Source organism: Streptomyces syringium (genome assembly GCF_017876625.1).
Taxonomy (GTDB): Bacteria; Actinomycetota; Actinomycetes; order Streptomycetales; family Streptomycetaceae; genus Streptomyces; species Streptomyces syringius.
In genome coordinates, this window is record NZ_JAGIOH010000001.1 from 4,442,804 (window position 1) to 4,464,629 (window position 21,826).

Sequence of the window (21,826 nt, forward strand, 5' to 3'; positions counted from 1 at the left end):
GGGTCAGCCTCGAAGCAAGGAGGTAACACCATGCACTCAATCCGCTCCGTCATATGCGGCGCAGCCACCGTAGTCGCCGTCTGCGGCGTCTCCGCAGTCCCCGCCTACGCCGTCGACAGCCCCGTCACGGCCCCCGTCGTGGCCACCGGCGAGAACCCGGCCACCGACCACGACGACCACGACGATCACGGCAAGCATCACGACGGCCGTGACGACTGCGACAACGACGGCCGCCACGACCACGACGGGCGTAAGGACCACGGTGGTCACAACGACCACGACGGTCACAAGAAGGATCACGACGGCAAGAAGGACCACGACGGCCGTGGTGACCACGACGGCTACAAGAAGGACCACGACAAGAAGGACCACGACGGCCGGGACGACCACGACGGTCGCAAGGACCACGACGGTCACAAGAAGGACCACGACGGCCGCGGTGACCACGACGGCCACAAGAAGGACCACGACGGCCGTGGTGACCACGACGACGACTGGCGCGACGACGACTGGCGCGACGACCACGACGGCCGCGGCGACCACGACGGGCGTCACGACGGTCACAAGAAGGACCACGACGGGCGTCACGACCACGACGGCCGCCACGACCACGACGGTCGCGACGACCACGAGGGCCGCCACGACCACGACGGCAAGAAGGACCACGGCCGTCACGACCACGACGGGCGTCACGACGGCCACAAGAAGGACCACGACGGCCGTCACGACGGGCACGGCAAGCCGCACGCTCCCGCGCACGCGGGCGGTGGCGCCACCGCGCAGCTGGCCTCGTCCTCGACGGAGTCCTCGTCCGACGTCCCGATCATTCTCCTCGCCGCGGGTGCCACGGCCGGCCTGGCCGGTGGAATGTTCTGGTACCGCCGCCGCACCGTGAAGCAGTGACGGGAAGAGAACGGGCGTCATGTCAGACAAGCGCAGAGGTGGCCTCGGCCGTCTGCTGACAGGGGTGGCCTGGGTGGCGTTGCTGCTGGCCCTGTGCCTGTGCGGCAGCGACACCATCGAGGAGCCGGCAGCCAAGGCTCCGAAGAAGGGCGTCGCCGCAGGCCGCCCCCCTGCGCACGGCCTGCCCCCGGCACATGAACCACTGCCGGGGGCAGGCCCCAAGGAACTGGTCATCAAGGACCGGGGCCTGAAGGCCCCGATCGAGGGCCACGGGCTCGACCAGGCGGGCGGCGTCGAACCGCCCCCGTACGAGCGGCCCAACGCGGTCGCCTGGTACATGGAGGGCCCCCAGCCCGGCAGCGCCGGGGCCGCCGTCCTCGTGGGGCACGTCGACACCCCGCAGACGCGGGCCGTGTTCTACGACCTCAGCACCCTCAAACGGGGCGAGACGGTCAGGGTCTCCCGCACGGACGGTTCCACCGCCGAGTTCACCGTCGAGGACGTCGCCGTCGTCGAGAACGACCGCTTCGACGCCGCGAAGGTCTACGAGCCCCGCGAGAAGGACCGTGCCGAGCTCCGCCTGATCACCTGCGGCGGCACCTACGACCGCGAGAAGCGCACGTACACCGCCAACGTCGTCGTCTCCGCCTATCTGACCGGCAAGGCGACGTGAGCACCCCCGCATGCGGCACCCCCACATGCGGCACCCACGAAAGGGCCCCCGACCGGTGACCGGTCGGGGGCCCTTCCTGTGAGTGACGCGCGTGAGTCAATCAGCCGCAACCGCCGCCGCACTGGCACGATCCGCCGCTTTGGCAACCGCACGAGCACCCGGGGCCGCACTGACAACCGCTCAGCGCGGGCGCGGACGCGCGTTCGGCGAAGTTCGCAGGAGGGGTCTCAAAAGCGTCTGCCATGCGGTACCTCCTCGAAGGTTGGTCTGCCTGCCCCCAGTCAAGGACCGGGCGCACCGGCCGTCAATGCCGGGGCGCACAGGTGTACGGGCGCATCGAGGGCGCGCGGAAGCACGTACGGACGCACGCGCCGGGGCTTACGCGCCCTCGACCGGGCCGGACTGGGTGTTGGCCTGGGTCAGCTCGTCGGCGTGCTCACCGGTCACCAGATAGACCACGCGCTTGGCGACGGACACGGCGTGGTCCGCGAAGCGCTCGTAGTAGCGGCCCAGCAGGGTCACGTCGACGGCCGTCTCGATGCCGTGCTTCCAGCGGTCGTCCATCAGGTGCTGGAAGAGCGCGCGGTGCAGCAGGTCCATCGCGTCGTCGTCGTGCTCCAGCTGGAGCGCGAGGTCGACGTCCTTGGTGATGATCACCTCGGCCGCCTTGGCCATCAGCCGCTGAGCCAGCTGGCCCATCTCCAGGACCGTGGAGTGCAGATCGCGCGGGACCGCCGTCTCCGGGAAGCGCAACCGGGCCAGCTTCGCCACGTGCTGGGCGAGATCGCCCGAGCGCTCCAGGTCCGCGCTCATGCGCAGGGAGGTGACGACGATCCGCAGATCGGTGGCGACCGGCTGCTGGCGGGCGAGCAGGGCGATGGCCCGCGCCTCCAGGTCGCGCTGGAGGTCGTCCACCTTGGCGTCCGCCGCGATGACGGACTCCGCGAGCTTGAGGTCCGCGTCCAGGATCGCCGTGGTGGCGCGCCCGACCGCGGAGCCGACAAGCCGGGCCATCTCGACGAGTCCTTCGCCGATCGAATCGAGCTCCTCGTGGTACGCGTCCCGCATTGCCTGACCTTCTCTCACTCCGAGTAACGCTGGCCGGGGGGATTCTCCGCCCGCCCACGGTCCCACGTTCGGGCCGGAACGCGACGGCGAACGGCCTCCGGAGTGAACCGGCACCGACATGAAGGTGAACTCTCGGCAACGTGTGTTCGAGGCGCCCCCCATTTGGCTGTGGAACGGCCGTGGGACGCGCATAACCTTGACTCATGAACGTGGACGCGGCCGTCGCCGCAGCGGCAGCCATCGCCGGGGTCTGTACCGGGGTGATCGCCATGCTGGCGTTCCGCTGGAGCGAACGCGACCAGGCCCGCCCGAGCCGCAGCTCCCTGCACACCGACGCCGTACTCCCACCCGGTGTGGACACCGTGCTGTCGGTCCTGCGCTCCTCCGCCGTCGTCCTCGACGAGGGCGACGCCGTCGTCAAGGCCAGCTCCGCCGCGTACGCCCTCGGGCTGGTCCGGGGCGGCAAGCTCGCCGTCGAACCGATGCTCCAGATGGCCCGCGACACCCGCCGCGACGGCGAGATACGCCAGGTCGAGCTCGACCTGCCACGCCGGGGCACCGGCCGCGGCGACGCCCTCGCGGTCTCCGCCCGGGTCGCGCCGCTCGGCTCCCGGCTGGTGCTGCTCCTGGTGGAGGACCTCACCGAGGCCCGCCGCATCGAGGCCGTGCGACGTGACTTCGTCGCCAACGTCAGCCATGAGCTCAAGACCCCGGTCGGCGCGCTGTCCCTGCTCTCGGAGGCCGTCATGGACGCCTCGGAGGACCCCGAGGCCGTCACCCGCTTCGCGGGCCGCATGCAGATCGAGGCGACCCGGCTCACCAATCTCGTCCAGGAGCTCATCGACCTCTCCCGGGTGCAGAACGACGACCCGCTGGAGGACTCCGAGCCCGTCCGGGTGGACGAACTGGTCGCCGAGGCGATCGACCGCTGCCGCCACCAGGCCGGCACCAAGCAGATCACGATGGCCGCGGGCGGCACCGCCGACCTGCACGTCTGGGGAAACCGCGGCCAGCTCGCCGCGGCCCTCGGCAACCTCGTGGAGAACGCCGTCAACTACAGCCCGGCCCGCACCCGCGTCGGGATCGCCGCCCGCCACATCACCGCCCCCGGCGGCGACCTCATCGAGATCGCCGTCACCGACCAGGGCATCGGCATCTCCGAGAAGGACCGCGAGCGGGTCTTCGAGCGCTTCTACCGCGTCGACCCCGCCCGCTCCCGCGCCACCGGTGGTACGGGCCTGGGCCTCGCGATCGTCAAGCACGTGGCCGCCTCGCACGGCGGCGAGGTCACGGTCTGGAGCGCCGAGGGCCAGGGCTCGACGTTCACCCTGCGGCTCCCCGAGGCGGGTGCGGTCCGCGACCGCGACCGGGGGCGCACACTGATCGAGCGCACCGGCGGCACGGCCGCCCACGACGACGTCCGTGCCGAGGACTCCTACACCGACGACCGCCTTTCCACCCCGGAGGTCCTTCCGTGACCCCCACCAGCCCGTGCCACTCCGCCCCGAGCGACCAAGAGACCCGACCGGAGGTCCATCCGTGACCCGTGTGCTCGTCGTCGAGGACGAAGAATCGTTCAGCGACGCGTTGTCCTACATGCTCCGCAAGGAAGGCTTCGAGGTGGCCATCGCCGCCACCGGGCCCGACGGGCTGGACGAGTTCGAGCGCAATGGCGCCGACCTGGTCCTGCTCGACCTGATGCTGCCGGGCCTGCCCGGCACGGAGGTCTGCCGGCAGCTGCGGGGGCGCTCCAATGTGCCCGTCATCATGGTGACAGCCAAGGACAGCGAGATCGACAAGGTCGTCGGTCTGGAAATAGGAGCCGACGACTACGTCACCAAGCCCTTCTCCTCGCGCGAGCTGGTGGCCCGGATCCGGGCCGTGCTGCGGCGCCGGGGCGAGCCGGAGGAGGTCACCCCGGCGGCGCTGGAGGCCGGCCCGGTCCGGATGGACGTCGACCGGCACGTCGTCACCGTCTCCGGCGGCAAGGTCGACCTGCCGCTGAAGGAGTTCGACCTCCTGGAGATGCTGCTCCGCAACGCGGGCCGGGTCCTCACCCGTATGCAGCTCATCGACCGCGTCTGGGGCGCGGACTACGTCGGCGACACCAAGACGCTCGACGTCCACGTCAAGCGTCTGCGCGCCAAGATCGAACCGGACCCGGGCGCGCCGCGCTATCTGGTGACGGTCCGGGGTCTGGGCTACAAGTTCGAGCCGTAGGCCCTGTCGGGCAGATCTTCACGGTCATGCGCCGGCCCCTGCGGGCCGTGGCGTGTGCACCCCCGCTGCGCGGCGGTGTCCTCCAACGCCGGACGGGCTGGTTGTGGCTGAGCTCAGCCCAATCAAGCCCGTCCGGCGTTTGAGGACGCGCCCGCACGGCGCTCGCATACGCCGAGGGCCCGGAAGCTTCACGCTTCCGGGCCCTCGGCGTATGTCACACGTCTCAGCGACTCAGTGCCCCGTGCCGTGCTGCTGCTGGCCGTCGGGCCGCGTCGGCTGGCCCGCGGGCGGGGTGTTGCCGCCGGACTGCTGGCCGGACTGCTGGCCGGCGTCCGTGCCGGGCGTGCCCGGGGTGCCGGTACCGGACGGGACGCCGGACGGCGTCCCGCTCGGGGTGCCGCTCGGCTTCCCCGGCGCCGGCTTGCCGGGCTTCGCCGGGGCGGGCTCGGCGGGGCCCCACTCCTTGAAGTAGCTCTTTGCCGGGAAGACGAACGCGGAGATCTTCACGTCACCGGTCGAGCTGAAGTCGAACGTGAGCGGCTGCGAGTCGCCGTCCTTCAGCGCCTCGCGGCCGTTCGGCAGGACGGCGGAGGGGTTGCCCTGGCCGCCGAGCGTCACGGAGCCGCCGGCCGGGATGACGAGCGGACCCGTGCCCTTGGCGGGGGAGAGCTTCACGGTCGCGCCCTTGCCGGGCAGCGAGATCGCGGTCAGCGTCTGGTCCTTGCGGCCGTTGTTGAAGACCTTGCCGGTGATGACGGCGGGGCCGGTGGCCTCCTGCTTCGGCTGGGTGATGACGTTGATGTTCTGAAGCTTGATGTCACCCACCGAGGTGGCGGCGTTGTCCGGCTTCACCTCGAGCGTCTGGGCATCGTTGCCCGCCGCGCAGGCGGAGAGCGAGGCGATCGAGAGCACGAGGGCGGTAGCGGCGAGAGCGCCGCGTCGAAGGCTGCTGCTCACGGCGGCGGCATCTCCTTGGACGAAGTAAAGGATGTGTCAGCGGGCCTTAGGTTACCGAGCCGTCGGAGAGCCTCCGCACCCGACCCGCCCCCATGGTCAACTCGGTGCCACTCGGCTGGTCCACTCGACCGGGTCACGGGGCCCGTTACGCGTCGTTACCCGCCGTCACTCACCCGGTCGTCGTAGTCGATCACGCACTCTCTGTGTGACCGGCCGAATATCGCCCGTGCGCGCGTCCGGAACCGGCTTCGGAGCGGTACGGAGGATTATCGGTTAAGGAATGCGAGGGGTCGCGGAAGGCGTTCCCTAATTGATCAAGTTCCAAGTGATCAATTCGGGATTACGCGCACAGAAGGTGGGTGCACCCCGAACGGAGTAGGGGAAGTCCGCCGACCGGACCCCGGCAAACCGGGACGTTCAGTCGCTCGCGGGGCCTGCCGGACGGGTGTAACGTGCCCGTTTCGCCCCGCCCGGACAACCGCTCCGACCTGCGAATACCCGCTTCCGGAAGCCTCCCGCAGCACGTTCCGGTTGCTGTTGTCAAGCCCCGAGATATGCCCTGACCTGCGAAAACGCCATTCAGAACGCCCTCTTCTCGTGTTAGACTGGATAGTCACGGAAGGGGTACCTGTCACATGACGTTCAAGGTTGGCGACACCGTGGTCTATCCCCATCACGGGGCCGCGCTGATCGAGGCCATCGAAACTCGCCAGATCAAAGGCGTGGACAAGACCTACTTGGTGCTGAAGGTTGCCCAGGGTGACCTGACGGTTCGCGTGCCAGCGGACAATGCGGAGTTCGTCGGCGTGCGCGATGTGGTCGGCCAGGACGGGCTGGACCGGGTCTTCGAGGTGCTCCGCGCACCGTATGCGGAAGAGCCGACGAACTGGTCCCGTCGCTACAAGGCAAATCTCGAGAAGCTCGCGTCGGGTGACGTGATCAAGGTCGCCGAGGTAGTGCGCGACCTGTGGCGTCGCGAGCGCGAGCGCGGACTCTCCGCCGGAGAGAAGCGCATGCTCGCCAAGGCGCGCCAGATCCTGGTGAGCGAGCTCGCCCTCGCGGAGAACACCAACGAAGACAAGGCCGAGGCCCTGCTCGACGAGGTTCTCGCGTCCTGACGTAGTGCGGGATCCGCGCGCTGGATCCACAGCAGGTGCTGGACGTAAAGAAGTGCCGCGGTGCCCGCGTGATGACGAAAGTCATCCGCCGGGCGCTGCGGCATCTCTGCTCCGGCGGCGTTTTTTATGGCGCAGACGTCGTTCGCGCCGTACGTTCACGCCGTACTTGGTGTGCCGGGCCCGGGCAGCCGGCCCGACCAGTCGTCACGGAAGGGGCTGGTCGGGGCATCGTGCCCGGCACGCTGAGGCCATACCCAATTCGGCCGAGGAAGCAAACCTGAACGCCAACGCAATGTCCGATCGAGTCACCGCCGGCGCATCCGGACGCACCGCCGCCGTCATTCCGGCGGCCGGTCGCGGGGTGCGGCTCGGCCCCGGCACGCCCAAGGCGCTGCGCGCCCTCAACGGCACGCCCATGCTGATCCACGCGGTCCGCGCGATGGCGGCCTCCCGTGCCGTCTCGCTCGTCGTCGTGGTCGCCCCGCCGGACGGCGCCGCCGAGGTCCGCACCCTCCTCGACGAGCACCCCCTCGCGGACCACGACCCCACCGAGGTGCTGGTCGTCCCCGGTGGCGGGACCCGTCAGGAGTCCGTGCGGCTCGGCCTGCGGGCCCTCACCGACGACATCACCACCGTCCTCGTCCACGACGCCGCGCGCCCCCTGGTGCCCGTCGACACGGTCGACGCCGTCGTCGCGGCCGTCCACGACGGCGCGCCCGCCGTCGTCCCCGCGCTGCCCCTCGCGGACACCGTCAAGCAGGTCGAACCCCGCACCGGCGACGCCGCGGGCGAGCCCGAGCCGGTCGTCGGCACGCCCGAGCGGGCGCTCCTGCGGGCCGTGCAGACCCCGCAGGGCTTCGACCGCGCCACGCTGGTGGCCGCCCACGAGAAGTTCGCCGCCGCCGCCCGCGAGGGCGAGGGCGCCACGGACGACGCCGGCCTGGTCGAGCGGCTCGGCACCGAGGTCGTCGTCGTGCCCGGCCACGAAGAGGCCTTCAAGGTGACCCGGCCGCTGGACCTGGTCCTGGCCGAGGCCGTACTCGCCCGCAGGAGGGCCAACGATGGCTTCTGAGCCCCTGCTGCTGCCCCTGGTGGGCATCGGCACCGACGTGCACGCCTTCGAGGAGGGCCGCGAGCTGTGGTGCGCGGGCCTGCTCTGGGAGGACGCCACCCACGGCCTCGCCGGGCACTCCGACGGTGACGTCGCCGCCCACGCCGCGTGCGACGCGCTGTTCTCCGCGGCCGGTGTCGGCGACCTCGGCGCCCACTTCGGCACCGACCGCCCCGAGTGGTCCGGCGCGGCCGGTGTCACCCTGCTGGCGGAGGCCGCCCGGATCGTACGGGCGGCCGGTTTCGAGATCGGCAACGTCGCCATCCAGGTGATCGGCGTCCGGCCGAAGATCGGCAAGCGGCGCGAGGAGGCACAGAAGGCCCTCTCGGCGGCGATCGGCGCCCCGGTGTCCGTCTCCGGCACGACCACCGACGGTCTGGGGCTCACGGGCCGGGCGGAGGGCCTGGCGGCCATTGCCACGGCCTTGGTGGTCCGGAATCCCTCTTCGGCCTGAGGCCGTCTCCTCCGCACCCCCGCTGCGCGGTGGTGTCCTCAATCGCCGGACGGGCTTGATTTGGCCGAGCTCAGCTGTTTCCAGCCCACACGGGCTGATGTCGGCCGGGCGCTCAGCCACAACCAGCCCGTCCGGCGTTTGAGGACGCGCCCGCAGGGCGCTCGCCGCCGCAGGCGGCAGAACCGGCCCGCAGCCGGAGACCCGCCGGGCCGGCCGTCGCCCGTTGCGCCCCCGCAGGGGCCCGGTGCGAATACGGTGAAATCGACGCCGTCACCGAGGGAAGGACCCCACCGTGTCAGCCGCACTCTCCGACGACCTGAAGAAGCTCATCGACGACAGCCCCGTCTTCGCGACCGTGGCGACCGTCCAGCCCGACGGCAGCCCTCAGCTGACGGTCACCTGGGTCAAGCGCGACGGTGACGACCTGCTGATCTCGACGACCGTCGGCCGCCGCAAGGAGAAGAACCTCCGCCGCGACCCCCGGGTGACCGTCATGATCAACCCGTCCAACGCGCCCTACACCTACGCCGAGGTCCGCGGCAGCGCCACCCTCACGACCGAGGGCGGCCAGGAGCTGATCAATGAGCTGTCGCGGAAGTACACCGGGAAGGCCTACGCGGACTTCAACCCGGCCGCGAAGGACGACGCCGAGCGCGTCGTCGTCCGGGTGACCCCGCGCAAGGTCGTGGGCTCGCTCTGAGCCGAGGCCGTCCCGCCGCTCCGGAACCGCAGCGGCGGGACGGGCCGTCAGGGGCCGTCGGGCGCGCCCGGAGCTCCCACGCCGACGCGGTCGGGCTCCTTCTGCTCGTACGGGCGCTGCGCTCGCGCCGCCGGAGGAACGTCCACCGTGCTGCGCAGGGGTGCCTCCGGTGCCGGCTCGCGCCGGTCGGCGTCGGGCGCCGACTGCCGGCGCATCTCCTCCATGCCGTTCTGCAGCACGCGGCGCAGCCACTTGCCCAGCGGGCGCTCCACACAGCGGTGCAGGACCCAGGCGGCGCCCAGCATGAGCACGATGATCCCGAGGACGAGCAGCGGCGCGGGGACCGTATGGCGCAGCCAGTAGGTCAGCGTCATGCCGATGTACTGGTGGATCAGATAGAGCGGGTAGGTCAGCGCGCCCGCCGTCGCGAGCCAGCGCCACTGCAACCGGTCGCAGTACCCCAGCGAGATGAGCGCCATCAGGACGAAGGCGATAAAGACGATCAGCGTGGCCGGCCAGGTCGGAATCACCTCGCTGGAGTTGTCCGAGACCCGCCGGGGCACCTGGTGCAGCGCGAGCAGCAGGGACATGACCACGATGCCCCAGAGCACTGCCGTGGGCTTGAAGCGGTGCATGAGATAGAACGCGATGCCCGCGATGAAATAGGGCGAATAGATCGGCATCGCCCACATGTCGAGGAGTTTGTTGTCGACCGTGGGGGCGGTGATCGAGAGCACCGTCCAGATTCCGCAGAAAAGCACGCATTTGCGGTAGGTGACACCGGTGGCGACGACGATCGCGAAGAGTACGTAGAACTTCAGCTCGATGAAGAGCGTCCAGTAGACGCCGTCGACATCCCAGACCCCCATCCCCTGCTGGAGCATCGTCAGGTTGGTGAGGACGACGTCCCAGTTCTTCACGTCGCGGACCTGCGGCCACATGGTGATGACGCCGGCGGTCAGGAATATCGCGACCCAGTAGGCGGGATAGATCCGCGAGACCCGGGAGACCACGAAATCACCCAGGGAGCGCCCCCAGGTGCTCATGCAGATCACGAAGCCGCTGATCAGGAAGAAGACCTCGACGCCGAGCCAGCCGTAGCGGGCGATGGGTTCCGCGGCGGGAAATATCTCGGCCGCGGGCCGGTCCCAGCCGCCGCGCAGTGAGACGAGATGGAACAGCACCACCATGAGGGCGGCTATCAGACGGAGCCCGTCCAGGACGTAGAGCCTGGGTGTGGAGCGCCGGACGGCTACCCGGCCGCCATCGAGATCACCTCGGCTGGCGAAACGCATGTCGTCCTCTCCCGTTGTGCAGTCGGTTCATAGTATGCAGGGGCTATTCGCAGGCATGTTGACATAGGGACCTGTCCGCGTCGCCGTGACGGTTCTCTCGCGATCACTCTCTTCACTTCCTTCACTTCTGCACACTTGAATTCCCCAAGATGGTCGCCTGACCTCCTCGGATGTCCGTCATCGCGCGTTCGAGACCGCGCTTGATCGCCCGTGCCAGCGGTCGTTCCACATAGCGGTGCGTCAGCCAGGCGGCCTGGAGCATCCCGAGGACCAGCGCGGGCAACAGGACATAGCGCGGCACATGTCCGTCGGCGTGCTTGATGACCACCCAGCCGATGCGCTCGTGGAGCAGATAGAGGGGGTAGGTCAGCACCCCGGCCGTGGCCAGCCAGCGCCAGTCGAGGCGCCGTGTCCAGCCGAGCGCGACGGCCATGACCGCGGCGAAGAACACGGCCATCAGCAGCAGGGTCGGCCACTGCGGGACGCTGTGCCCCATATGGCTCTCCGCTCGGGCGTGGGCGGCGAACAGATCGTGCTGCACGATCAGGAAGCTGCCCGAGACGATCAGCCAGAGCACCAGATTCGGTCGGAATCGGTACATCAGATAAAAGGCGATTCCGGCGATGAAGTACCAGCAGTCCTGCGGCAGCAGGATCTCGCTGAGCGTCCGGTCGTCCACACCCCTGGCGATCACCGCCGCGACGGCCCACAGGACGCAGAAGCCCACCGCCCGCCGGTAGGTCAGCCCCTTCCAGGCGACGAGCGCGAAGAGCAGGTAGAAGCGCATCTCGATCCACAGCGTCCAGTAGACGCCGTCGACGGGAGCCACCCCCAGGGGGTCCTGGAGCATCGTGAGGTTGACGGCGACGTCCTGCGGCCTGGGCGTCTCATTGACCACCGGCCAGAGATAGAGGACGAGCGAAACGGCCAGCACCGCGAACCAGTACGCGGGGTAGAGCCGGGTCACCCGCGAGGCGGCGAAGCGTCCGACACTCTTGCCCCAGCAGCTCATGCAGATCACGAAGCCGCTGATCAGAAAGAACAGCTGAACACCCAGCCAGCCGTACGAGGCCGGCAGATAGGCCGTCGGGAAGAGCGACCGCGACGGCCCCTCCCACGCGCCGCTGCCGAACGCGATGTAGTGGTACGCCACCACCATCAGCGCCGCCAGCAGCCGCAGCCCGTCCAGCGCGGCCAGCCTGCCGGGTGCCCGGTCCGGCTCCGGCAGGGGCCGGACCGGGGCCGGGGGTTCCGGATGCTCCTGCTGTACCGGCAGAGTGGAGTGCAACGCCCCTCCTGGGTTCCGCGGCACCTCACCGAGAAGATGATGAGGTGTGCCGGGGAAGCTACCACGGGTATTTGTATTTTTGACGCAAAAGGCAAATAACGGGCAAAACGTGCCGCGAGGGTCCGGATCCGGCACCCGGCGAAACCGGTACGAGTGCCTCCGCCACCCCGCTGACAGGCGTAATCTCTGTCCGGACGCGGTCTTCCCCCCGGCCGGAAAGCACCTACTGCCCGGGGCACTCCCTCACGCCCACTACCCTGGTTCCGTGACCATTCGCCTGTACGACACCAGCGCCCGGCAGATCCGTGATTTCTCCCCGCTCACACCGGGCTGTGTCTCGATCTACCTCTGCGGTGCCACCGTGCAGGCCGCACCGCACATCGGCCACATCCGCTCGGGCCTGAACTTCGACATCATGCGCCGCTGGTTCACCTACCGCGGCTACGACGTGACCTTCATCCGCAACGTCACGGACATCGACGACAAGATCATCGCCAAGGCTGCCGAGCAGGGCCGCCCCTGGTGGTCGATCGGCTACGAGAACGAGTGCGCCTTCAACGCGGGGTACGACGCGCTCGGCTGCCTGCGCCCGACCTACGAGCCGCGCGCCACCGGCCACGTGCCCGAGATGATCGAGATGATGCGCGGCCTGATCGAGCGCGGCCACGCCTACGCCGCCGAGGGCAACGTCTACTTCGACGTGCGCTCCTACCCCGGCTACCTCGCCCTCTCCAACCAGCAGCTGGACGACCTCCGCGCGGCGGGCGACGTCGAGGCCGGCAAGCGCGACCCGCGCGACTTCGCCATGTGGAAGGCGTCCAAGCCGGGCGAGCCCAGCTGGGAGACGCCCTGGGGCCGCGGCCGTCCGGGCTGGCACCTGGAGTGCTCGGCCATGGCGCACAAGTACCTGGGCGAGTCCTTCGACATCCACGGCGGCGGCCTCGACCTGATCTTCCCGCACCACGAGAACGAGATCGCCCAGGCCAAGGCCTTCGGCGACGACTTCGCCGCCTTCTGGGCGCACAACGCCTGGGTCACCATGAGCGGCGAGAAGATGAGCAAGTCGCTCGGCAACTCGGTGCTCGTCTCCGAGATGGTCAAGCACTGGCGCCCGATCGTGCTGCGCTACTACCTCGGCACCCCGCACTACCGCTCGATGATCGAGTACAGCGAGGAAGCGCTGCGTGAGGCCGAGTCCGCGTTCGCGCGGATCGAGGGCTTCATCCAGCGGGCCTGCGAGCTGGCCGGCCAGCAGATCGAGCCCGCCGCCGAGGTGCCGCCCGCCTTCGCCGAGGCGATGGACGACGACCTGGGCGTCCCGCAGGCGCTCGCCATCGTCCACACCACGGTCCGGCAGGGCAATTCCGCGCTGACCGCCGACGACAAGGACTCCGCCGTCGCCCGGGTGGCCGAGGTGCGCGCCATGCTCGGCGTGCTGGGCCTCGACCCGCTGGACGAGCAGTGGGCCGGCTCCGGCGCGGACCGCGGTGACGATCTGCACGGCGTCGTGGACTCGCTGGTCAGGCTGGTGCTCGAGCAGCGGCAGGCGGCCCGGGGGCGCAAGGACTACGCCACGGCCGACGCCATCCGCGACCAGCTCCAGCAGTCCGGTCTCGCCATCGAGGACACCCCGTCCGGCCCCCGCTGGTCGCTGTCCTGATCAGTGACGCCCGGCACCGCCGGGCGTCCTGAGAGACACTTTTCGTACGTACGTTTTCTGAGCCGTCCCCATCGGCCCTGAGCAGTAGAAGAAACAAGGTGACCCATGGCCGGCAACACTCAGCGCAGGAACCGCCGCACGTCCAACAAGAAGGGCATGCAGGTCGGCAGCGGAGGCCAGCGACGTAAGGCCCTGGAGGGCAAGGGCCCGACCCCGCCCGCGTCCGAGCGCAAGGGACACAAGAAGAACCGCCTCGCCAGTGCCAAGGCGCGGCACGAGACCAAGCGTCCGGCCCCGCGCCGCGGCGGCCCCAAGGGCACCAACGAGCTGGTCGTCGGCCGTAACTCGGTCGTCGAGGCGCTGCGCGAGGGCGTCCCCGCGAACACGCTCTACGTCCAGCAGTACCTGGACAACGACGAGCGCGTCCGCGAGGCCATCCAGCTCGCCTCCGAAAAGGGCCTGAACCTCATGGAGGCGCCCCGCCCGGAGCTGGACCGGATGACGAACGGCCTCAACCACCAGGGCCTCGTGCTCCAGGTGCCGCCGTACGACTACGCCCACCCGGACGACCTCACGGCCGCCGCCTTCGACGCCGGCGAGGACCCGCTGATCGTCGCGCTCGACGGCATCACCGACCCGCGCAACCTCGGCGCCGTCGTCCGTTCGGCCTCCGCCTTCGGCGGCCACGGCGTCGTCGTCCCCGAGCGCCGCGCGGCCGGCATGACCGCCAGCGCCTGGAAGACCTCCGCCGGCACCGCCGCCCGCACCCCGGTGGCCCGCGCGACCAACATGACCCGGCTGCTGGAGTCGTACCAGAAGGCCGGTCTGACGGTCGTCGGCCTCGCCGCGGACGGCGACGTCGAGCTGCACGAGCTGGAGGCCCTCGCCGGTCCCGTCGTCATCGTCGTCGGCAGCGAGGGCAAGGGCCTGTCCCGCCTCGTGGGCGAGACCTGCGACTTCCGCGTCCGCATCCCGATGCCCGGTGGCGCCGAGTCGCTGAACGCCGGTGTCGCGGCCGGTGTCGTGCTCTACGAGGCCTCCCGCCGCCGCGCGTAAGCCGTGACCGGCGGGCCGGGACGGACCGCGGGGGCATCCGCCGCCGCCCCCGCCCCGGCCCGCCGGGCTCTTCCCGCCGGGCCGGACGAAACCGTCGCCACCAGGTCATTCCGGGGCGGTGGTGGATCATTCCGGCGTGCCCCTGCGGGGCAGTTGGTGATCTTGACGGGTCTCGGACAGTTCGGGTCGGTCAAGGCAGTGTCCTAATCTCCGGTCACTCGGTTAGATGAGTGTGGACACCAGAACACCCCGCACACCTACGGGGGGAAGCTCTTCGGGGTACGACGACCAGCCCGCGCTGAGTACGGTGAAAGTTCCGTCCGACCCCGCGCAGGTCGTCGTCAACCATGTGAGTTTCCGCGTGCAGCTCGCCCGGCCCCCGCGCGCCGCCCGGCAGTTCGCCGGGATCGCCGACACGGCGCAGCTGCCGACCGTCAGGAGCGCGGCCAAGCGGCGCGCCCCGGTGGTGTGGAGCGGGCGGACCGAGCCCGGCGAGTCCGCGCCCACCCAACTCCTCCAAGCCATAAGAGACTCCGGCGCGGCCGGCCCGGATCCGGTGACCGCCGGGGGCCATGACGCGGGCTCCACCCAGGTGCTGCCGCGCGTCCGCGTCGACGACGCCCCGACCACCGTCATCGGCCCCCGTGGACCCGCCGAGCCCACGGGCCACACCGGCACCCGCAGTCCCACCGGACCCGGGACCCAACTGCTGCACGGCGTACGCCCGACCCACAGTGCGTACGACGAAGAGGCGTACGACCACTCCGAGTTCGACGGCCGGGACGGCCGCGACGAGACGTACGACGAGGACGGCACACCCCGCCGCCCCGGCGACTCCGTCCGGCACGCCTACTACCCCGGCCGCCGGATGAACCTCGGCGTCGTCCTGCTCCCCCTGCGCGTCTTCCTCGGCTTCATCTCCATCTACGCCGGCATGGGCAAGCTCTGCGACCCCGTCTACTTCGACGGCGGCCGCCGCGGCTCCATGGTCACCTGGCTGACCTCCCTGCACCCCTGGCCCGTCGCCTCGCCGCTGCGGGACCTGGCGCTCAGCCACCCCGTCGGCGCCGGTCTGACCGTCGCCTTCCTCCAGGTCGTCGTCGGCGTGCTCACCATCTTCGGCCTCTGGCAGCGCGTCGCCGCCTCCATCGGCGTCCTGCTGTCCGCGACCCTGCTGGTCACGGTGAGCTGGCGGAGCGTTCCGGCGTACGACGCCCCCGACATCATCTACCTCGCCGCGTGGAGCCCCCTGGTCATCGCCGGCGCCCCCTTCTACTCCATCGACGGCCGGCTCGCGAGCGAGGCCTGGCGGCGGCTCGGCCCGCGCGCCGAACTGTGGGAGCTGCGACGGCGCGTACTGCGCCGCGGCACGATCATGGCGACCGTCCTGATCGGCCTCTCGCTGCTGATCGGCTCGACGCTCGGCGGGGCCGTACGCTCCTCCGAGGTCGCCCGGATGCCCGGCCCGGCCGACCCGCCCACCAACCACCTCCCCGGCTCGCCGCTGCCGCGGAAGCCGGGAGCCCCGGCCAGCCCGCGCGGCTCCCAGAGCGCGGTGCCGCCCGGCACCCCCAAGCCCACCGCGCCCGGCCGGAAGACGGCGACCCCCACCCCCACCGGCCCGGCCGCGCCGGGCGGCGTCCGTACGCCGACGAGTTCGGCGGGCACCGCGGGGCAGCCCGGCAACACCCCGGGCGGCGTCCGTCCCGCACCGCAGAGCCCGCGCCAGCCGGCGGCCCCCGCCGCCCCGCGCAGTCCCTCTTCGGCCACGGGCGGTACCACCGGTGGCACGACGGGCGGCACGGGCACTTCGTCCGGCGGCTCGACCGGCGGCAGCTCCCGCGGCGGAGGCGCCCTGGGCGGCCTGCTGGGCTGACACCCACCGGCGGTGGACGGGCTGGATGCGGCTGAGCTCAGCCACATCCAGCCCGTTCGGCGTTTCTTAGGGACACGCCCTAGGAACCGCGCTGAGCGGCAAGCTCCTTGGCCGCCTCGGTCAGGTCCTTGGCCGTGTCGATGGCGCGCCAGTACGCGCCGTGCGGGAGCGGGAAGCCGGCCAGCAGGCGCTCGCGGGCGAGCCTCGGGAAGGTGGTGCGCTCGTGGTCGCCGCGCTCGGGCAGCAGATCCGCGAAGCCGGCGGAGAAGACGTACACACCGGCGTTGATCAGATAGGGCGAGGGCGGCGACTCGATGAAGTCGAGGACGTGCCCGAACTCGTCGGTCTCCACCGCGCCCCACGGGATGCGCGGGCGGGCCAGCGCCAGGGTCGCCGTGGCGTCGCGCTCATGGTGGAAGGCGGCCATCTCGCGGAGCGAGAAGCGGGTCCAGATGTCGCCGTTGGTGGCGTACCAGGGCTGGTCCGGGTGGGGCAGCGACGCCGCGGCGTGCTTGAGGCCGCCGCCTCGGCCGAGGGGCTCCTTCTCGACCACGGTGGTCACCCGGAGCGGCAGGTCGGCCGACACGAGCCAGTCCTGGAGCACCTCGGCCAGATGGCCGCAGGAGACCACGGCATCGGTGACGCCCTCGGCGGCCAGCCAGGCGAGTTGATGGCCGATGATCGGGGTCCCCGTGCCGGGGATCTCGACCATCGGCTTGGGACGGTCGTCGGTGTACGGGCGCAGCCGCGACCCCTGGCCGCCGGCCAGGACGACGGCCTGCGTGGGGTGCGGATGGGCGTGGATGCCGGTCATGCGTACGACGATATGCCGTGGCACCGGTCGCCCGGCGACCGGTGCCACGGCAACGCCCGCGGGGGGCGGTCAGTGGTTCTGGGCGACGCCGGTGGCGAAGGACGTGTCACAGACGGGCCGGGAGAAGGCCTGGGCCTGCCTCACGGAGCCGTACTTGGCGACCGCGGCCCGTCCGAGGGCGCGCGCGATGTCGGCACAGTGGCGGGCCAGTGAGGGGCGTCCCTCGGCGGCCTGCTGGAGGTGCGTGAGCGCGACGCCCGGGTTCTTCTCCTGGAGCTCGGTGAGCAGCCGGTCGCGGAGCACCTCGTGCGGGGCGCGCGCGGCCTTGGCCTGAGTGGAGGCGGTATGGGAGGAAGCGGTGAGCACCTGCGTCCGGTCGCTCGGCGCCGCCCACGGGACGCGGGTGACCGCGAGGGTCCCGGAGAGCACGAGAACGACGGGGAGGACGAAGGCGAGAGTTCTGCCGATGTGGCGGGCGGCCTGGTTCATGTCGCAGATGGTAGCGAGGGGTAATGATATGGCGACATTTAGTCACCCGGTTGAGCGACGCGACAGCGCGTGAATGCGGTATCGATGTTGACGCACGGGGCTCGAAAAGCACGGTCTGGGCGGGTATTTATCGGCAGCGGGTGCGAAGCGGATGTCCACTTGTGCAATGCGCTCACCGGGGGCGCGGGGACGACCGGGCCCCGCACCGGTGGTGCTCGGTGCGGGGCCGTGGTCGTGCGCGGGGCGGGGCGTCAGTCGCTGAGGCGCTCGCCCGAGGAGGTGGAGAAGACGTGCAGCTCGCCGGGGCGCGGCACTACGTGCAGGATCGACCCCTTCTCCGGCACCCGGCGGCCGTTGACGCGCACCACGAGGTCCTTCTGCTCGGTCCCGACCTCGGCGGTGCCGTAGACGTATCCGTCCGCGCCGAGCTCCTCGACCACGTTGACCGTGACGGCGAGGCCGGCCGGGGCGTCGTCGGCCGCCTTGGAGAGCGTCTTGGCGGTGGCGCCGTTCTGCTCGACCACGTCGAAGTGCTCCGGCCGCACGCCGACGGTGACCGTGCGGTCGCCCCGGTCGGCGGCGGCGGTCAGCGCCTGGCGCGAGACGGGCACGACGCTGTTGCCGAACTTCACGCCGCCGTCGGTGATCGGCACCTCGACCAGGTTCATGGCCGGCGAGCCGATGAAGCCGGCGACGAAGAGGTTGGCGGGGCGGTCGTACATGTTGCGCGGGGAGTCGACCTGCTGGAGCAGCCCGTCCTTGAGCACCGCGACCCGGTCGCCCATGGTCATGGCCTCGACCTGGTCGTGCGTGACGTAGACGGTGGTGATGCCCAGGCGGCGCTGGAGGCCCGCGATCTGGGTGCGGGTCTGCACGCGCAGCTTGGCGTCGAGGTTCGACAACGGCTCGTCCATGAGGAACACCTGCGGCTCGCGCACGATCGCGCGCCCCATCGCCACCCGCTGCCGCTGCCCGCCGGACAGGGCCTTGGGCTTGCGCCCCAGGTACTCGGTGAGGTCGAGGATCCGCGCCGCGTCCTCGACCTTCTGCCGGATCTCCGTCTTGTTGACCCCGGCGATCTTCAGGGCGAAGCCCATGTTGTCGGCGACGGTCATGTGCGGGTACAGCGCGTAGTTCTGGAACACCATCGCGATGTCCCGGTCCTTGGGCGGCAGGTGCGTGACGTCGCGGTCGCCGATCCTGATGGAGCCGCCGTTGACGTCCTCCAGCCCCGCGAGCATCCGCAGCGAGGTGGACTTCCCGCAGCCGGAAGGGCCGACGAGGACGAGGAATTCACCGTCCTCGATGGAGATGTCGAGCTGATCGACGGCGGGCTTGTCGGACCCCGGGTAGATGCGGGTCGCCTTGTCGTACGTGACCGTGGCCATGGTGATGCGGTCCCTTCACCGGCAGGAACGTGCCGGACGATCCGAGTAAAAGGAGTGGTCCAGTCCAATTGGACGGGGTTGCGGGTGACGGTACCCGGGCGGGGGGCGGTTGTCAGCCCCCGGCGTTTGTGGCTGTCGGAACAGGGCGCTGTGTAGAGTGGTGCCGCGTTCGCGGGCGAGGTCCCGCAACGGCTGCCGCCTTAGCTCAGTTGGCCAGAGCGTCGCTCTTGTAAAGCGAGGGTCGTCGGTTCGAATCCGACAGGCGGCTCAAGGAAAGCGCTGGTCAGCGCAGACGAAAGGCCCTCCGGGAAGCTTCCCGGAGGGCCTTTCGTCTGTGGTGGGACGTGTGCCGGCCGGTTACCTACCGGCGGGCACCCTCACCCGCCGACCACTGCGGGGCCGTGCCCGTGTCGTCGTGGTGGGCCAGGGCGGGCTCCGTGGGGGAGTCCTGGTGGCCCGGCCACCAGGCCTTGTGGCCCAGCAGGGAGGTCACGGTCGGGACGAGCAGCATGGCCATCACGAAGGCCGTGAGGAGGATGCCGAAGGCGACCGCGAAGCCCATCTGCTGGAGCATGGAGTTCTCGGCGAGCATCAGGACGCCGAAGGTGCCCGCGAGGATGATCGCCGCTGAGGTGATGGTCGGGGTCGACTGGGCGACCGCGGTGCGGATCGCCTCCTTCGGCGGGACGCCGCGGCGGACCTCCTCGCGGAGCCGGGCGACCATGAGGATGTTGTAGTCGGTGCCGATGGCGACCACGAAGAGATAGACGATCACCGGCAGCATGAACAGCAGCCCGGACTCGCCCTTGATGTCCTGGAAGAGCCAGACCGTCGCGCCGAGCGTGGCGCTGAAGCCGAGCGCGACCGCGATCATCAGGTACACCGGGGCGACGAGGCTGCGCAGCAGCAGGCCCAGGATGACCATGATGGCGAGACCGGCGACCGGGAAGACCAGCTTGTAGTCGTGGCTGACGGCCTTCTGGATGTCGGAGAGCACCGCGGAGGTGCCGCCGACGAGGGCCTCGGTGCCCTGGGGCGCGGAGGCGTGCGCGGTGTCGCGCAGGTCGCCGCCGGCCAGCTCGATGGACTTGTCCTCGGTGGGCCGGTACTTGAGCACGACCGCGTACTGGGCGACGGTCCCGTCCGGGTTGCCGACGGCGGGGGCCACCTGGCCGACGCCCTCGATGCCGGCCAGCTTCGTGCGGAAGGCGGCGAGGTCGGCCTGGTTGAGCTTGGCGCCGTCCTTGGACTTCAGGTAGACCATGGCGGGGTCGGACTGGCCGGCGGAGAAGCCGCGCTGCATGTCCTTCATCGCCTGGACCGACTCGAGCTTCTGCGGCATCTGGCTGGAGGTGTCGAACTCGGCCTTGAAGCTGAACGCGCCGACGGCGAGGACGGCGAGGACCACGGTGGACAGGCAGGCGACGATGCCGGGGCGACGGGCGACGAGGTTGCCGACGCCGTTGGCGAACCGGTTCTTCGGGGTCTTCTTCCACGCCTTGGACGGCCAGAAGGCCTTGGTGCCCAGCAGCGAGAACACGGCGGGGACGAGGGTGAGCGCGGCCACCAGCGTCACGGCGACGGAGATCGCGAGCGAGGGGCCCATCGCCCGCATCATGCCCATGGTGGAGAGCAGCAGGGCGAGGAAGGCGACGATGACGGCGCCGGCGGCGGAGGCGATGGTCTCGCCGACCTTGGCGACGGCGTCGGACAGCGCCTCCTTCGGCTCCTGGCCCTGCCGCAGGTGCTCGCGGTAGCGGAAGAGCAGGAAGAGGATGTAGTCGGTGCCGACGCCGAAGAGGACGACGATGAGGATCGCGGAGATGGAGGCGTCCGCCTTCAGCCCGCCGAGCTCGGCGGCGGTGCCGATGAGGCCGTTGGCGACCGCGGCGACCACGAGGATGATGAGGACCGGCAGGATCGCGATGAGCGGGCTGCGGAAGATGACGAGCAGCAGCACGATGATGAGGACCAGGGTCGCCATCATGATCATCGCGTCGGTGTCGCCGGAGGACTCCTGGGAGTCGAGGGCGCTGGCCGCCTGACCGGTGATGCCCATCTTCAGCTGGGTGCCGTCGAGCAGCGACTTGCCGTCGTTGCGCAGGTCCTTGACGGACTTGGGCAGCTTCTCGTCGAAGGCGTTCTTGGTGGTGGCGATGATATTGGCCAGGGCCACCTCACCGTTGGGGGAGACGGCCTGGGGTCCGGTGACCACCTTGGCGATCTTCTCGCGGTGCTTGCCCTCGAGACCGGCCGACACCTTGATCACGTCGGCGCGGTCGGCGGCGGTGAGTTTGCCGCCGTCCTTGCGTTGGAAGACCACGATGGCCGCGGGCTGCTCGGTCTTGGGGAAGGCCTCCTCCTGGAGCTTGCCGACCCGGACCGACTCATAGTGCGAAGGGAGGAACTCCGTTTCATCGGTGGTGGACTTCAGCCCGGGCGCGAACACGGCCAGGAGGACGGCGGCTATGATCCAGCCCCCGATGGTGAGCCAGGGGCGGTGGACGGCGAACCGACCTACTCGTCGGAACATGGTGCTCCTTTAAAAGGTTTAATCTTGCGCGGCCCGCCGACCTGTCGCGTGTTTGTATGGCCGAGTGTGTGTACGGGCATGAACACGCTAGGCAGCGGGGTTGCCTGCGCACAACGGATTCAGGGGGAAATCGGTCCTGGGTCGGGGTAGGACTCATCCGCCGGTAGGAGGGGCTCTCACCCGTGAGGTAGAGAAGTTCCTGCCGACCGCCTTCGTCCGGATT

18 protein-coding genes, 1 tRNA gene and 1 pseudogene are annotated in these 21,826 nt (G+C 70.3%); 12 read left to right on the forward strand and 8 right to left on the reverse strand.

The features are described 5' to 3' along the window. The first annotated feature begins 30 nt into the window (after positions 1-30). Both JO379_RS19875 and JO379_RS19880 read left to right on the forward strand, forming a co-directional pair. Positions 31-903 carry a hypothetical protein gene (locus tag JO379_RS19875; protein WP_207303956.1) on the forward strand — a complete coding sequence of 291 codons (873 nt, stop codon included), beginning with the start codon at positions 31-33 and terminating at the stop codon, positions 901-903. A 19-nt stretch (positions 904-922) separates the two neighbouring features. Continuing rightward, positions 923-1,576 carry a class F sortase gene (locus JO379_RS19880; protein ID WP_130879308.1) on the forward strand — a complete coding sequence of 218 codons (654 nt, stop codon included), beginning with the start codon at positions 923-925 and terminating at the stop codon, positions 1,574-1,576. 378 nt (positions 1,577-1,954) lie between these two features. Here JO379_RS19880 and phoU read toward each other — a convergent pair whose 3' ends face one another. Continuing rightward, positions 1,955-2,644: a phosphate signaling complex protein PhoU gene (gene phoU / locus JO379_RS19885; protein WP_130879309.1), complete on the reverse strand. Its 690-nt coding sequence runs from the start codon at positions 2,642-2,644 to the stop codon at positions 1,955-1,957. Between the two features lie 203 nt (positions 2,645-2,847). On the opposite strand from phoU, the pseudogene phoR reads away from it, so the two are divergent. Both phoR and phoP read left to right on the forward strand, forming a co-directional pair. Beyond that, a pseudogene (gene phoR / locus JO379_RS19890) lies at positions 2,848-4,015 on the forward strand (two-component system sensor histidine kinase PhoR); the annotation flags it as partial. 177 nt (positions 4,016-4,192) lie between these two features. Next, positions 4,193-4,864, forward strand: a complete 672-nt coding sequence (gene phoP, locus JO379_RS19895) for a two-component system response regulator PhoP (RefSeq protein WP_465270536.1) — start codon at positions 4,193-4,195, stop codon at positions 4,862-4,864. A gap of 231 nt (positions 4,865-5,095) precedes the next feature. On the opposite strand, the gene JO379_RS19900 is transcribed toward phoP, so the two are convergent. After that, on the reverse strand, positions 5,096-5,821 hold the full coding sequence (locus JO379_RS19900) for a copper chaperone PCu(A)C domain-containing protein (protein ID WP_130879311.1): 726 nt from the start codon (positions 5,819-5,821) through the stop codon (positions 5,096-5,098). Positions 5,822-6,456: 635 nt separating this feature from the next. Here JO379_RS19900 and JO379_RS19905 point away from each other — a divergent pair. The 4 genes from JO379_RS19905 to JO379_RS19920 all read left to right on the forward strand — a co-directional run bounded on the left by JO379_RS19905 (position 6,457) and on the right by JO379_RS19920 (position 9,204). Continuing rightward, a complete protein-coding gene (locus JO379_RS19905) occupies positions 6,457-6,939 on the forward strand; it encodes a CarD family transcriptional regulator (RefSeq protein WP_003953493.1) in 483 nt (160 codons plus the stop codon). A gap of 292 nt (positions 6,940-7,231) precedes the next feature. Next, positions 7,232-8,011 carry a 2-C-methyl-D-erythritol 4-phosphate cytidylyltransferase gene (gene ispD, locus JO379_RS19910; RefSeq protein WP_209516154.1) on the forward strand — a complete coding sequence of 260 codons (780 nt, stop codon included), beginning with the start codon at positions 7,232-7,234 and terminating at the stop codon, positions 8,009-8,011. Then, entirely contained in the window at positions 8,001-8,504 is a 504-nt protein-coding gene (gene ispF, locus JO379_RS19915) for a 2-C-methyl-D-erythritol 2,4-cyclodiphosphate synthase (RefSeq protein WP_209516157.1), read from the forward strand. The genes ispD and ispF overlap by 11 nt, the downstream gene beginning before the upstream one ends. A gap of 292 nt (positions 8,505-8,796) precedes the next feature. Continuing rightward, on the forward strand, positions 8,797-9,204 hold the full coding sequence (locus tag JO379_RS19920) for a PPOX class F420-dependent oxidoreductase (RefSeq protein WP_130879314.1): 408 nt from the start codon (positions 8,797-8,799) through the stop codon (positions 9,202-9,204). Positions 9,205-9,251: 47 nt separating this feature from the next. Here the strand turns inward: JO379_RS19920 and JO379_RS19925 are convergent, their stop codons facing one another. Beyond that, positions 9,252-10,499: an acyltransferase family protein gene (locus JO379_RS19925; protein ID WP_130879315.1), complete on the reverse strand. Its 1,248-nt coding sequence runs from the start codon at positions 10,497-10,499 to the stop codon at positions 9,252-9,254. Between the two features lie 121 nt (positions 10,500-10,620). Beyond that, positions 10,621-11,787 (reverse strand): acyltransferase family protein, encoded by a 1,167-nt coding sequence (locus JO379_RS19930; RefSeq protein WP_130879316.1) that lies wholly within the window; start codon positions 11,785-11,787, stop codon positions 10,621-10,623. 265 nt (positions 11,788-12,052) lie between these two features. Here JO379_RS19930 and cysS point away from each other — a divergent pair, with 265 nt between their 5' ends. The 3 genes from cysS (at position 12,053) to JO379_RS19945 (ending at position 16,379) form a co-directional block, all read left to right on the forward strand. Further along, positions 12,053-13,447 carry a cysteine--tRNA ligase gene (gene cysS, locus JO379_RS19935; RefSeq protein WP_130879317.1) on the forward strand — a complete coding sequence of 465 codons (1,395 nt, stop codon included), beginning with the start codon at positions 12,053-12,055 and terminating at the stop codon, positions 13,445-13,447. A 105-nt stretch (positions 13,448-13,552) separates the two neighbouring features. Further along, positions 13,553-14,503, forward strand: coding sequence for a 23S rRNA (guanosine(2251)-2'-O)-methyltransferase RlmB (rlmB, locus tag JO379_RS19940; RefSeq protein WP_130879318.1), 951 nt, complete (start codon positions 13,553-13,555; stop codon positions 14,501-14,503). 226 nt (positions 14,504-14,729) lie between these two features. Continuing rightward, positions 14,730-16,379, forward strand: coding sequence for a DoxX family protein (locus tag JO379_RS19945; RefSeq protein WP_130879319.1), 1,650 nt, complete (start codon positions 14,730-14,732; stop codon positions 16,377-16,379). 79 nt (positions 16,380-16,458) lie between these two features. Here the strand turns inward: JO379_RS19945 and JO379_RS19950 are convergent, their stop codons facing one another. The 3 genes from JO379_RS19950 to JO379_RS19960 form a co-directional block, all read right to left on the reverse strand. Beyond that, positions 16,459-17,193, reverse strand: a complete 735-nt coding sequence (locus tag JO379_RS19950) for a nucleotidyltransferase family protein (protein ID WP_207303957.1) — start codon at positions 17,191-17,193, stop codon at positions 16,459-16,461. A 69-nt stretch (positions 17,194-17,262) separates the two neighbouring features. Beyond that, positions 17,263-17,682: a hypothetical protein gene (locus JO379_RS19955; RefSeq protein ID WP_130879320.1), complete on the reverse strand. Its 420-nt coding sequence runs from the start codon at positions 17,680-17,682 to the stop codon at positions 17,263-17,265. Positions 17,683-17,933: 251 nt separating this feature from the next. After that, positions 17,934-19,070, reverse strand: a complete 1,137-nt coding sequence (locus JO379_RS19960; RefSeq protein WP_130879321.1) for an ABC transporter ATP-binding protein — start codon at positions 19,068-19,070, stop codon at positions 17,934-17,936. A 194-nt stretch (positions 19,071-19,264) separates the two neighbouring features. On the opposite strand from JO379_RS19960, the gene JO379_RS19965 reads away from it, so the two are divergent. Further along, positions 19,265-19,338: transfer RNA gene (locus tag JO379_RS19965), tRNA-Thr, on the forward strand. 93 nt (positions 19,339-19,431) lie between these two features. Here the strand turns inward: JO379_RS19965 and JO379_RS19970 are convergent. After that, positions 19,432-21,603 (reverse strand): MMPL family transporter, encoded by a 2,172-nt coding sequence (locus JO379_RS19970; RefSeq protein WP_130879322.1) that lies wholly within the window; start codon positions 21,601-21,603, stop codon positions 19,432-19,434. Positions 21,604-21,826: the final 223 nt, after the last annotated feature.